Genomic DNA, 12,515 nt, shown 5'->3' with positions numbered 1-12,515 from the left:
AGGCTGGCCGGATGCCGGTCACCGTTCTCCTGGTCGATGACGAACCCCTCGTACGCGCGGGCCTGCGGGCCGTACTGGAGGCGCAGCCGGACATCGAGGTGGTCGGGGAGGCCGCCGACGGGGCGGCGGTGATCCCGCTGGTGCGGCAACTGCGGCCGGACGTGGTCGCCATGGACGTACGGATGCCGCTCCTGGACGGCATCGAGGCCACGCGCGCGGTGCTGCGCACGATCGACGATCCGCCGAAGATCCTGGTCATCACGACCTTCGAGAACGACGAGTACGTGTACGAGGCGCTGCGGGCCGGTGCCGACGGGTTCCTGCTGAAGCGGGCGCGGCCGGCCGAGATCGTGCACGCGGTGCGGCTGGTGGCCGAGGGGGACTCGTTGCTGTTCCCGGCCTCCGTACGGCAGTTGGCCGCCGAGTACGGCGACGACGGCGGGAACCGGGCGGCCCGCGCGGTCATGGAGCGGGCCCAACTGACGGAGCGTGAGGCCGAGGTGCTGCGGCTGATGGCGCGGGGTCTGTCGAACGCGGAGATCGCCGCCCGGCTGATCGTCGGGACCGAGACGGTGAAGTCGCACGTGAGCGCCGTGCTGGCGAAGCTGGGGGCGCGGGACCGTACGCAGGCGGTGATCGCGGCGTACGAGTCGGGGTTCGTGGCGCCGGGGTGAATCGGTGGGGCGAGTGGGTCGGGGGCGCCCGGCTCTCGCCGCGGTCCGCCGCGCCGAGTACGATCCGCCCAACACGCGCACGAGCTGGGAGGACAGACCTTGGCGGGGCTGACCGGCGGGGACCCCTCGCTGCTGCGGAGGATCAACTCCGCGGTGGTGTTGCACGCGTTGCGTGCCACGGACTGCGCCACGCTGACGGAGATCACCCGGGTGACCGGTCTGTCCCGGCCGACCGTCGAGGGCGTCGTCGAGGGACTGATGGACGCCGGGCTGGTCGTCGAGAAGGCGGCCGACGAGAGCGTTGTACGGCGGCAGGGGCGGCCCGCGCGGCGGTTCCGGTTCCGGGCCGAGGCCGGGCATCTGCTGGGCCTGGAGATCGGCGCACATCGCGTCGCCGTGCTCCTCGCCGACCTGGACGGCCGGGTGCTCGGCGCGATCGCCAAGGACGTCGACGAGACGGCTTCGGCGGACGAGCGCCTGGAGCGGCTGCGGACGGCGGTCGCCGAGCTGCTGCGCCGGGCCGGGGTCGCACGCGGCTCGCTGCGCGCGGTGGGCGTGGCCACGCCGGGCATCGTCGAGGCGGACGGCACCGTACGGCTGGGTACGGCGTTGCCCGAGTGGACGGGGCTGCATCTGGGCGAGCGGCTGAGCCGGTCCTTCAAGTGCCCGGTGCTGGTCGAGAACGATGCCAACGCTGCGGCGGTCGCCGAGCACTGGAAGGGTGCGGCCACCGAGTCCGACGACATGGTGATGGTGCTGGCCGGGTTGAGTCCGGGCGCCGGTTCGCTGATCGGGGGTCGGCTGCATCGGGGGTATCGCGGGGCGGCCGGTGAGATCGGCGCGCTGCATCTGCTGGGGCGGGACGTGACTCCGGAGACGTTGCTTTCCACCACGGACGAGCCGCTGCACCCGTTGGACGAGCAGGCGGTTGCGCAGGTGTTCGCGCTGGCGCGGGACGGTGACCAGCGGGCGATGGCGGCTGTCGATCGGTTCATCCAGCGCCTTGTGCACGATGTCGCCGCGCTGGTGCTGGCGCTCGATCCTGAGCTGGTCGTCGTGGGTGGTTGGGCTGCCGGGCTGGACGGTGTACTGGAGCCGCTGCGGCGGGAGTTGGCACGGTATTGCCTGCGGCCGCCGAAGGTCGCCCTGTCGTTGCTCGGGGAGGCTGCTGCGGCAACCGGGGCGTTGCGGTTGGCTCTTGACCATGTCGAGGAGCAACTGTTCGCGGTGGAGGGCACGGTGACGCGGCGCTAGCTCGGCCGGGGTGGTCGTGTGCCGGGTGCGGGTTCGTTGTGGCTGGGCGCGATGGGTTGTGTGTCAGCTGCGGCACCGTGGGGGCTGGGCGCGCAGTTCCCCGCGCCCCTTTGGGGCGCTGTCATGCCCGGCGCCGAGCAGGCAACGCGATGCGCGGTGGTCGGCTGTCGGCTGCGGGTCTGTTGTGGCTGGGCGTGCCCACGCGGCGGAGCCGCACATCGATACAGCCCCGCGCCCCTGAAAAACGGGGCGTTGTCGTGCCGGTGCCGGGAAGGAAACGCGTCGCGCCCCGGTGGAGTGCCGGGGCGCGACGGGTGAACCGTGATCTCGGTCAGGAGGCCTGGCGTTCTGGGCCGTGGTGGATTTCTACGCCTCCGGAGTCGGCGAAGGTCAGGCGGCAGGTGTCCGCGCGGTAGGTCGCGACGGAGACGGCTGCGGTGCGGCCCTCGGCGAAGAAACGGGTCGTGACGACGAGGACCGGGGCTCCAGGGAGGCGGTCCAGTTCCTTGGCGTCGTCCGCGCGGGCCGAGCCGAGTTCGACGGCGCGGTCCTGGCCCTCCAGCCCGAGGCGCTGCAACTCGCGCAGTACGGCACGCGCGCGTGCCGTCGCCGAGGGAGTGTCTATGGCGGAGAGGTCGGGCACCGACGACTCCGGGATGTAGAGCAGTTCGGCGGCGACCGGCTGGCCGTGGCTCACCCGGGAGCGCCGCACGGTGTGGACCAGTTCCTCGGAACCGGTCTCCAGGATGTCCGCGACAGCGGTCGGCGGAGCCGCCAGCACGCAGTCGACGGACTGCCAGGCGTCCTCCCCGGCGCCCGGCCAGGCGTGCTGCTCGGTGCCTACGGCGACCCCCACGCGCGGCGGCGCGACGGTCGTACCGACTCCGCGACGGCGTTGCAGCCGGCCTTCCAGTTCGAGTTGTTCCAGAGCCTGCCGGAGCGTGGCCCGGGCGACGCCGAAGCGGGCCGCCAGGTCGCGCTCGTTGGGCAGGATCTCGCCCACGGAGAACTCGGAGTCCAGTGCCTCACTCAGCACTGTCTTGAGATGCCAGTACTTCGGCTCCGGCACCGATTCCAACTGCGTGGTCCCCACCCTGTCCTCCGCAATCGCCGTGTTCCGGCGGCGTTTTAGCGCCCTTGTTTATTAAAGGTTGTTTCACTTATCTGCGACCATAGGACGGCCCCCACCCTTGGTCAAGACCAATCCTCCATGTCATATGCAATGCACAGAGCGTCTGCCGCAGAGCGTTCACAGGGCGTTCGTACAGGGTGTTCTTCGTGACGTAACAGCAAAGCCCCCGTCTCGAAACGGGGGCTCGCCGGGGCCGCGGCTAAGCGGAAGCCAGTGATCGAAGCTTGTCGGGGTTGCGGACGATGTAGACGGAGCGGATGCGTCCGGCGGATACGTCCACCTGGAAGACGCTGTCGGGCGTGTCACCCGAAAGGATCAGTACCGCGGGTCCGCCGTTGAGCTCCAGGAAGCGGAACGACATCTCCGGGACGCTCTTCTCGGCGACGGCGACCAGGAAGCGGCCCACATTGTCGGCGGTCTCCAGGATCCGCAGCGGCGCCTTGGACTTGCCGCCGCTGTCACCGATCAGACGGACGTCCGGGGCGAGCATCTCCATGAGGCCCGCCAGGTCGCCCTCGGCGGCCGCGGCGAGGAACCGCTCGGTGAGATCGCGGCGTTGGGCGGGGTCGACCTCGTAGCGCGGGCGTCGTTCGTCGACGTGCCCGCGGGCCCGTCCGGCGAGTTGGCGCACGGCCGGCTCGCCGCGGTCCAGCATGGCCGCGATCTCGGCGTACGGGTAGCCGAAGGCCTCCCTGAGGACGAACACGGCGCGTTCCAGCGGGGACAGCGACTCCAGGACGACGAGTACGGCGAGGGAGACGGAGTCGGCGAGCACGGCGCGCTCGGCGGTGTCGGGGACGGTGTCCCCGAAGTCGGTGACGTACGGCTCCGGCAGCCATGGGCCCACGTAGGCCTCGCCGCGCGCCTTGACCTGGCGGAGCCGGTCGATGGCGAGGCGGGTGGTGACACGCACCAGGTAGGCACGCGGTTCGCGGACCTCGGCGCGGTCGGCGGCGGACCAGCGCAGCCAGGCGTCCTGGACCACGTCCTCGGCGTCGGCCACCCGCCCGAGCATGCGGTAGGCGACTCCCATGAGGACGGGGCGGTGTTCTTCGAAGACATCGATCGGGGTGTCGGTGGTCACCACCTCATCCCATGCGTTGGACGCGGCTCTGTCCAGCAGAAAACCGTGGGTCCCAAGGTCCCCCGCATCTGGGGCTACCGGTGAGTAGCAGTTGCTGACAAGCTGTCTACACAACCTGTACGGCGTCTGCCGGCGCGTCCAGACGAGGAGCATCCCCATGTCCGCCACCGTCTCCTTCCCGGTCCCCACCCCGCAGGGCCCGAAGACCGTGACCGTGTCCTACGCGCGCGTGGGTCGCGGCGAACCGCTGCTCCTGCTGCACGGCATAGGTCATCACCGGCAGGCCTGGGACCCGGTGGTGGACATCCTCGCGACCGAACGCGACGTGATCGCCGTGGACCTGCCCGGGTTCGGCGCCTCGCCCGCGCTCCCGGAGGGGCTGGCGTACGACCTGACCACGACGGCCGCCGTGTTCCGGGCCTTCTGCGAGACGTTGGGGCTCGACCGCCCGCATGCGGCGGGCAACTCGCTCGGCGGTCTGATGGCCCTGGAGCTGGGCCGCGAGAAGGTCGTACGGTCCGTCACCGCCCTCTCCCCCGCCGGGTTCTGGTCCCAGGCCGAGCGGCGCTACGCCTTCGGTGTGCTGCTCACCATGCGGCGGATCGCGCGCGGCATGCCGCTCCCGCTGGTCGAGAAGCTGGCGCGCACGACGGCCGGCCGCACCGCGCTCACCAGCACCATCTACGCCCGCCCGGGCCGCCGTTCACCCGAGGCCGTGGTCGCCGAGACGCTCGCGCTGGTCAACGCGCCCGGGTTCGACGACACGCTCCGGGCGGGTACGAGCGTCCTGTTCACCGACGACATCCCGGGCATCCCGGTGACCGTGGCCTGGGGCACGCAGGACAGGTTGCTGCTGCGCCGCCAGGGCGTCCGCGCCAAGCGGTTGATCCCCCGCTCCCGGCTGGTGCGGCTGCCCGGCTGCGGGCACTGCCCGATGAACGACGACCCGGCCCTGGTCGCGCGCGTCATCCTCGACGGCAGCCGCTGACCGGCGCGGGAACAGCCCCAACACGCCCGATCCCAGGGCGACTCCTGCGCCGACGAGGGCACTCCCGGCGGCCTGTGCGGCCCCGTAGGAGCCCGTTCCGACGAGCGGCGCGGTAGCGGCGGCGGCGACCGGGATGAGGCCGGAGAAGAGCGTGGCGCGCTCCGCACCGATCCGCTGCATGCCCATGTACCAGCACACGAAGCCGACGACCGTGACGACCGCCGCCTGCCACAGCAGCGCGGCGGCCTCGGTGCCGTCGGGGCGCCGCAGCCAGGCGGTCCCGTCGAGGACCAGCCCGACCGTCGCCGCCTCGATCGCCGCGAGCCCGCACACGGTGGCCGACAGCAATCGCGGTCCCAGGGGCCGATCCGCGCGGCCTGCCCCGCTTGCGTACGGCTCTTGCGGAACTCCTCGCGCGCCGCCGGGGTGTGGTCGCCGACCCGGAGCGGCTCGTCGTGGTCTCCGGAGTGGCGCAGGCGACGGCGCTGCTCGGATTCGTGCTCCACGCGCGCGGGACACGCACCGTCGGCGTAGAGGACCCGGGCAGTCCCCAGCACGGCGCCCTGTACGCCTCGGCGGGCGTCGGCACCGTACCGCTGCCCCTGGACGAGGAGGGTCTCGCGGTCGGGCCGCTACGGGCGTCGGGCGTACGGGTCGTCGTGACCACGCCCGCCCATCAGTTCCCCACGGGCATCGCGTACTCCGCGCGGCGACGGGCCCAACTCCTCGACTGGGCGCGGTCGGTGGACGGTCTGGTCTTCGAGGACGACTACGACGGCGACTTCCGCTACGACCGAGCTCCCGTAGGCGCGCTCCAGGGACTCGACCCGGAGCACGTCGCCTACGCGGGCTCGGTCAGCAAGTCCCTCGCCCCGGGGCTGCGGCTCGGCTGGCTGCTGGTGCCCGAGTCGCTGGCCGACGAGGTCGTCGAGCGCAAGCGCACCATGGACCTCGGCCACCCGACTCTCGACCAGGCACTGTTCGCCCGCTTCCTGGAACGCGGCGACTACGACCGCCAGTTGCGCCGCTGCCAGCGTGCCTACCGGCAGCGACGCGACGCCCTCGTCGCCGCCCTGGAGGAGCACTTCCCCGGAGCGCGGGTGACCGGGATCGCGGCGGGGCTGCACGTCATCGCCGAACTGCCGGAGAAGTACGGCCCTCAGGAGGACTTCCTGGAACGCGCGGCCGCCGCCGGTGTCGCGGTACGCCCGCTCAGCGCCTACGCACACGCGCGCGTCGACAACGCCGTCGTTCGGCTGGTCCTGGGGTACGCGCAGCTGTCTCCCGGGCGGATTCGTGCGGGTGTGGGTCTGATGGCCGGCGCCGTACGCCCGTAGGGAGTCTCTGGTGTCGCATGCGGGCCCCCATGTCACCGCGTTCCGTTGTTCACCCCTGGTTTGCGTGTGCGCTGTGGCGCACCAGTAGTTGTGGCAGTGCACCCTGACCGCATCCCGTCCGTGGAGGCGCAACCCCATGTCACATCGTCCGTTCCCCGCCCGCCGTACCGTTCTGCGCGGCTCCCTGGCCGCGTCGGCGGCCCTCACCGTGCCCGCCGCCCTCGGCGCCGCCCCGGCCTTCGCCCTGTCCGGGCGTCCCAAAGCGGGTTGGGGTGTGCAGGCGGGGGACGTGACCTCGGACTCCGGGCTCGTGTGGGTGCGCTCGGACCGTCCGGCCCGGATGATCGTGGAGACCTCGGCCACCGAGTCGTTCCGCGATCCGCACCGTTGGCACGGTCCGCTGCTCGGCGCCGGCACGGACTTCACCGGCACCACCCGGCTGCGCGGGCTGCCCTCGGGGGAGCAGATCCACTACCGGGTCCTGCTCGCCGACCCCGACGACCCGCGTCGTACGGGCGAGCCGGTCGCCGGCACGTTCCGCACGGTGCCGACCAGGCGGCGCGGTGTGCGTTTCCTGTGGTCCGGCGACCTGGCGGGGCAGGGCTGGGGCATCAACCCCGATCTCGGCGGCTACCGGATCTACGACGCCATGGGCAAGCTCGACCCGGACTTCTTCCTGTGCAGCGGCGACAACATCTACGCCGACGGTCCGATCACGGCGACCCAGGCGCTGCCCGACGGCAGCCTCTACAGGAACGTCACCACGGAGGAGAAGTCCAAGGTCGCCGAGACCCTGGCCGAGTTCCGCGGGAACTTCCGCTACAACCTGCTCGACGAGAACCTCAAGCGGTTCAACGCCCAGGTCCCGTCGATCATCCAGTGGGACGACCACGAGGTGCGCAACAACTGGTACCCGGGTGAGGTGATCGCCGCCTCCGACACCCGCTACACGGAGAAGAACGTCGACGTCATGGCGGTGCGCGCCCGGCGTGCGTTCAGCGAGTACTTCCCGATCTCGACGCTGCGGCCGGGCGCCGAGGAGGGGCGCGTCCAGCGGGTGATGCGGCACGGTCCGCTGCTCGACGTGTTCGTCCTGGACATGCGGACCTATCGCAACGCCAACTCGCCCGACAAACAGACCGTGGACCCGCAGGGCATCCTCGGCCGGGAGCAACTGGAGTGGCTCAAGCGGGAGTTGTCGCGTTCGCGTGCGGTGTGGAAGGTGATCGCCGCCGACATGCCGCTGGGTCTGGTCGTGCCCGACGCCACCGAGGGCAAGCCGAACATCGAGGCGGTCGCGCAGGGCGACCCGGGCGCGCCGCTGGGGCGTGAGCTGCAGATCGCCGAGCTGCTGCGGTACATCAAGCACCGGCGGATCACCGGCACCGTGTGGCTGACGGCCGACGTGCACCACACCTCCGCCCAGCACTACCAGCCCTCGCGGGCCGCGTTCACCGACTTCGAGCCGTTCTGGGAGTTCGTCTCCGGTCCGCTCAACGCGGGCGCCTTCCCGGCCAGCGACCTCGACAACACCTTCGGTCCTGAGCGGGTGTTCGTGAAGGCGCCGACCGCGCAGAACGTGTCGCCGGCCGAGGGCTACCAGTTCTTCGGCGAGGTCGACATCGACGGCCACAGCGGGGAGTTGACGGTGCGTCTGCGCGAGCAAGACGGCACCGTGCTGTTCACCAAGACCCTCCAGCCGGGACGGGTCGGCCAGTAACTCCACTACCCTCGTACCTGAGCCGCGCACCGGCGTCATCCCCCGGTGCGCGGCGCGCGCCGACGCCTGCCAACTCCCTGCCGGAATGGATGTTTTCGCAGGTCAGAGCGATTGTCAGTGGCGGCCTCTACGGTTTTTGCATGACGCGATCTTTGCAGGCCGTGACCTATCGCCGACCCTCTGTGCTGGAGTCGTCGGCGGGTGAGCGGCGCCTCGGCCTTGAGACCTCACGGGGTGCGACTCCTTCGGGTGTCACCGACCATCCGCGCTTCTTCGCGGGCTTCCTGACCTCGCCTCAGGTTGCGTCGGCGGCGTTGCTGGCGGTGGCCGACGTGGCGGCCACGCGGTACTACCAGCGCCAACTGCCCTCCTCGCTGGACCCGGTGGTGACGGCGGGCGGCGACCGGCTGCGCTTCGAGTCCTTCTCCGGCTGCGGCGGGGTGTACGCGCGGCTGGACGTCCTCGGCCCCGGACTCGACGGCGACGAGGTGGGACACGGCACGACGAACGTCGACGTCAACAACCCGCTGCGCGAGGCCCTCTCCCGGATCGGCACGGACGATCCGCTCCATCTCCGGGTCGGCCCCGAGGAGTTGGCCGTGACCACGCTGGACGGCCCGGTCGTGGAGAAGAAGGTGCCGCTCCCGGACCGATGGCTGCGCGGCTTCGCGGAGGCCCAGGTGACAGCGGCCGGCTTCGACCTGCGGGCCGAGTTGCCCGCGGCGGAGGCGGTCAGGTTCCTGCGCTCGCTCCCGAAGGGCGGCGCGCGCGGCACCACGAGCGGCCCGCGCTGGGTCGTACCGGCGGGACGCGGCCTGCGCCCGACCACCCGCCCCGTACCGGGCGCGGTCTGCCTCCCGGGCCCGGAGCGCCTGATCGCACTCCAGCGCGTCCTGCGCCACGCGACGGCCCTGCGGATCTACGGCCCCTCGATCATCGGCGCCTCGGCGACGGCCGGTGCGTGGGAGGCCGTCCTGCCGGGCATGCGGCTCACCCTCACACTGTCGCCGGACGCGTCGCGCGGATTCTCCGGCGAGGGCGGGGTCCTGGACGCGCTCGCGGCCGACGAGGCGGGCGAGGACGCGGAGTTGATCTCCGTGCTGCTGGCCTGGGAGCCCCGCATCGACATCGCCGACATGGCCGCCTCCTCGGGGCTCACGCCCGAGCGGGTCCGCGCCGCCCTGACCCGGCTGGGCACCTCGGGGCGCGTCGGCTACGACACGGCGGAGGCCGCCTACTTCCACCGTGAACTGCCCTACGACGCCCAGCGCGTGGAGCGTCACAATCCCCGGTTGCGTTCGGCCCGCGTGCTGGTGGCCGCGGGGGCGGTGACCCTGGAGGGCGCGCTCGGGACGGTGACCGCCGAGGACGGTCATGTGCACCGGGTGCGGGACGAGGCGGGGGTGCTGAGTTGCAGCTGCGTGTGGTGGGCGAAGTACCGGGGCGGGCGCGGGCCGTGCAAGCACGCGCTGGCGGTACGGATGGTGCGGCGGGGCGCCGCGACGGAGCGGGACACGGTCCAGGATGCGGACCGGAACGTGGATCAGACCATGGTGCGGGTCGACGGGGGTGTGCGATGAGTTCGCTGATGGAAGCGGTGCGGGCGGGCCGGACGGCCGAGGCGGTGGGCCTGCTGGACGGGTTGACGGACGCCGAACGGCGGCTGTTTCTCCCGGAGTTGAAGGAACTCCGCAAGGAGCTGCGCAAGGCACCGTGGGAGATGCCGGCCCGCCGCGCCTATCCGGCCCTGCACGCGGCCGGCGCCGCCTGCGAGACGGGGGCGGCGGCCGTGGCGACCTGGATCGCCGCCGCCGACATGCGCTGGTCGCGGTCGTCCCCGGCGCTGCTGATCCACATCCTGGGCGACCGCGACACCGCCTGGCTCGCCGACGTGACGCACCGCCTCGCCGGGCGCCCGGCCTCCGCCGACGTGCCGTACGAGCTGATGGCCGGTCTGGTACGGCTCTCCGGCTGTCCGGTGCCGACGACGGACGCCTATGTGCGGGGCTGGGTGGAGCACATCGGCAACCTGCGGCAGCTCGGGAACACCCTGCTCGACCGGCTGCGCATGGATCCGCATCTCGCGGAGCTGGTGCGGGCGGTCTTCGAGACGGAGGACATCGGCAGCCCGCTGGAGTGGACCTCGGCCGAGGGGCCGAACAGTTGGGTCGACGCGCTCGCCCAGCTCACCGCCGAAGGCGTCCTGGACCGGAGGCGCACGGTGGACGCGTGCGTGGCCCGACTGCTGCGGGGCGGTACGACCCTCGACAACCGGGTGTTCCTGCGCGGGTTGAAGGCTCTCGCCCTGACCCGCGAGGAGGAGCGGGAGCGGATCGCCGACTGGCTGGCGCTGGCCTCGGACGCGGTACCCACTGTGGCCTCGCATGCCCAGTCGGTGCTCACTTCCCTGGCCCTGGACGGGGAGTTGACGCCGCGCCGGCTGGCGGAGATGTCGGACGCCGTACTGTTCCGGCCCGAGAAGAAGCTCGTCCGGGCTCAACTCGTGCTGTTGGGAAAGGTGTTGACGCGGGACGCGTCGGCCGCCGACGAGGTACTGCCCGCCCTCGCCCAGGCTTTCGGGCACGAGGACGCGGACGTACAGGAGCGGGCGCTGAAGCTGGTCGAGCGGCACCTCAAGAAGGTCGGCTCCCTCGAAGTACGGGGCGAACTCGCCGCGTCCGCCGACCAGTTGGTCCCCGCCCTGCGCGCACGCGCGGTCGAGACGCTGGGCGCGGCGCCGGTGACGGCGGCGTCGATGGTGTACGAGGAGATGCTCCCGCCCGTACCGGAGCCGGCGCGCCTCGCGCCGGCGCCCGATTCGGCGGTCGAACTCGCCGAGGAACTGGGGGTGTTGCTGGCGACTGAGGGGGACGTGGCGACGTTCGAGCGGGCGCTGGACGGACTCGTCCGTCATGCGTACCGGGACCGCGACGCGCTGCTGGAGGCGTTGGGGCCGGTGGTCGCGCGCCGTTGGTGGGACAGTGACGAGCCCGGGCACGTCCAGCGCGCGGACGACCATTTCGGCAGGGTTCACCACAGCTTCGGCAGCGGGTCGTACGGGCTCGATCTCCTGCTGGCCACCCTCTTGGACAAGGTACGCACCGTCACACTCCACGAAGGGGTGCAGCACGGGCATCGGGGCCGGGAGTGCGGGCACAGCGCGCTGACGCGGGCCTTCGACGCCCGGGTGTGGGAGGTGGCGTACCGGCTCCGTGCGGAGCCGCTGCCGTTCCTGTTGTCGACGCCGAGCTGGAGCACGGGGCTGCTGGAGCCGGGCGAGCTGGTGGACCGGCTGGACGCGTACCGGCGCCTGGGCGCGCGGGTCTCGGAGGCCGACTTCGCGCAGGCGCTGCTGCGGGTGCGCCGCGAGGACCGGGCGGCGGCAGCCGCTGCCGCAGAGCGGGCGGAGACGCTCGGCACGGCGGAGGGCACCCGGCTCGCGCGCTGGCTGACCTCCGAGAGCCCCGCTCTGCCCCTGAGCAGGCGGCGGACGGCCGGGGCCCGCGTCGTGGTGGAGTTGGGTGAACTCCTCGATCTTCAGGAGGACTTCCCGGCGGAGTTCCGCGCGCTGGGCCAGCCGGTGACTGCCTACGGCGACCGCTCGTACTGCTATCACTGGACCCAGGATGTGCAGCGGCACTGGCTCGCGATACTCCCCGAGCGTCGCGAACTGGTGGCGGCGCGGCTGGTGCGGGACGTGTCCACCGCCGCGCTGGACGACACCCGCGGCGCAGCAGCCGTACTCCCGCTGCTGGCCGAGTCCGAGGGGGTGGCGGGTCAGGCCACGCACCTGTGTCTGGCGTACGGACTCGGCGCGCGGCATCCCCAGGACCGGCTCGCCGCCGTAGACGGGTTGCTGGTGCTCGCGGCGCGGGGGCAGTTGGACGTGGACCGGCTCGGTGGGGATCTCGGGGAGTTGGTGCGGAGCGGGGCCGTGAAGCCGTCGCGGCTCGCCGAGTCGGTGCGGACAGGGGCGGCGACCGGGGCGAACGCGACCATCTGGGGGATCCTCCGGCACACCCTGGCCGCGTTGCTCGCCGACCTCGACGGTGATGCCAAGCCCGCCCACGCGCGGGGGCTCGGGGACCTGCTGGCCGTGGCCGCCGAGTGCGCGGAGCGGTCGGGGGCGCGGGGTGAAGTGCCGTATCTGGCGCAGACCGCGGCCCGGAGCGGCTCGTCCCGGCTGGTCACGCAGGCACGTCGGCTGCGCAGTGCGCTGGTGGTGGAGGTGGCCGCATGACGTAGGGCGGCAGGGCTGACCTCCGGTGCACGGCATTCACCAAAAGAACGGCAAAAGGTACAGAACCACGCTTTTACCGGTAGGTC

At 72.0% G+C, this 12,515-nt stretch carries 8 protein-coding genes and 2 pseudogenes; 7 read left to right on the top strand and 3 right to left on the bottom strand.

Annotated features, from left to right (window positions below):
* Positions 1-11: 11 nt before the first annotated feature.
* Positions 12-674 carry a response regulator transcription factor gene (locus OG194_RS40355; protein ID WP_327405668.1) on the top strand — a complete coding sequence of 221 codons (663 nt, stop codon included), beginning with the start codon at positions 12-14 and terminating at the stop codon, positions 672-674.
* 99 nt (positions 675-773) lie between these two features.
* A complete protein-coding gene (locus OG194_RS40350; RefSeq protein ID WP_327405667.1) occupies positions 774-1,928 on the top strand; it encodes an ROK family transcriptional regulator in 1,155 nt (384 codons plus the stop codon).
* Positions 1,929-2,259: 331 nt separating this feature from the next.
* Here the strand turns inward: OG194_RS40350 and OG194_RS40345 are convergent, their stop codons facing one another.
* Both OG194_RS40345 and OG194_RS40340 read right to left on the bottom strand, forming a co-directional pair.
* On the bottom strand, positions 2,260-3,021 hold the full coding sequence (locus tag OG194_RS40345; RefSeq protein ID WP_327405666.1) for a GntR family transcriptional regulator: 762 nt from the start codon (positions 3,019-3,021) through the stop codon (positions 2,260-2,262).
* Positions 3,022-3,259: 238 nt separating this feature from the next.
* The gene (locus OG194_RS40340) at positions 3,260-4,144 is read right to left on the bottom strand and encodes an RNA polymerase sigma-70 factor (protein ID WP_327405665.1); all 885 of its coding nucleotides are present in this window, start codon (positions 4,142-4,144) and stop codon (positions 3,260-3,262) included.
* A gap of 157 nt (positions 4,145-4,301) precedes the next feature.
* Between OG194_RS40340 and OG194_RS40335 the strand changes: the two genes are divergently transcribed.
* Positions 4,302-5,132, top strand: a complete 831-nt coding sequence (locus OG194_RS40335; protein WP_327405664.1) for an alpha/beta fold hydrolase — start codon at positions 4,302-4,304, stop codon at positions 5,130-5,132.
* Positions 5,133-5,225: 93 nt separating this feature from the next.
* On the opposite strand, the pseudogene OG194_RS40330 reads toward OG194_RS40335, so the two are convergent.
* Positions 5,226-5,465 (bottom strand): annotated as a pseudogene (locus OG194_RS40330) (EamA family transporter); the annotation flags it as partial.
* A gap of 32 nt (positions 5,466-5,497) precedes the next feature.
* Here OG194_RS40330 and OG194_RS40325 point away from each other — a divergent pair.
* The 4 genes and pseudogenes from OG194_RS40325 to OG194_RS40310 form a co-directional block, all read left to right on the top strand.
* Positions 5,498-6,469 (top strand): annotated as a pseudogene (locus OG194_RS40325) (aminotransferase-like domain-containing protein); the annotation flags it as partial.
* Between the two features lie 136 nt (positions 6,470-6,605).
* Positions 6,606-8,189: an alkaline phosphatase D family protein gene (locus tag OG194_RS40320; RefSeq protein ID WP_327405663.1), complete on the top strand. Its 1,584-nt coding sequence runs from the start codon at positions 6,606-6,608 to the stop codon at positions 8,187-8,189.
* A 140-nt stretch (positions 8,190-8,329) separates the two neighbouring features.
* The gene (locus tag OG194_RS40315) at positions 8,330-9,769 is read left to right on the top strand and encodes an SWIM zinc finger domain-containing protein (RefSeq protein WP_327405662.1); all 1,440 of its coding nucleotides are present in this window, start codon (positions 8,330-8,332) and stop codon (positions 9,767-9,769) included.
* Complete coding sequence (locus OG194_RS40310) at positions 9,766-12,429, top strand: DUF7824 domain-containing protein (protein ID WP_327405661.1); 2,664 nt, start codon at positions 9,766-9,768, stop codon at positions 12,427-12,429. The genes OG194_RS40315 and OG194_RS40310 overlap by 4 nt, the downstream gene beginning before the upstream one ends.
* The last annotated feature ends 86 nt before the right edge of the window (positions 12,430-12,515 follow it).

The organism is Streptomyces sp. NBC_01288, from assembly GCF_035982055.1.
In the GTDB taxonomy this organism is placed as follows: domain Bacteria; phylum Actinomycetota; class Actinomycetes; order Streptomycetales; family Streptomycetaceae; genus Streptomyces.
The sequence above is the reverse complement of the archived record's forward strand: the minus strand, read 5'-3'. Positions and strand labels throughout refer to the sequence as shown.

Coding starts and splice junctions, on each gene's coding strand:
- OG194_RS40355 (WP_327405668.1), top strand. CDS start 12: ATGCCGGTCACCGTTCTCCTGGTCGATGACGAACCCCTCGTACGCGCG.
- OG194_RS40335 (WP_327405664.1), top strand. CDS start 4,302: ATGTCCGCCACCGTCTCCTTCCCGGTCCCCACCCCGCAGGGCCCGAAG.
- OG194_RS40320 (WP_327405663.1), top strand. CDS start 6,606: ATGTCACATCGTCCGTTCCCCGCCCGCCGTACCGTTCTGCGCGGCTCC.
- OG194_RS40315 (WP_327405662.1), top strand. CDS start 8,330: ATGACGCGATCTTTGCAGGCCGTGACCTATCGCCGACCCTCTGTGCTG.
- OG194_RS40310 (WP_327405661.1), top strand. CDS start 9,766: ATGAGTTCGCTGATGGAAGCGGTGCGGGCGGGCCGGACGGCCGAGGCG.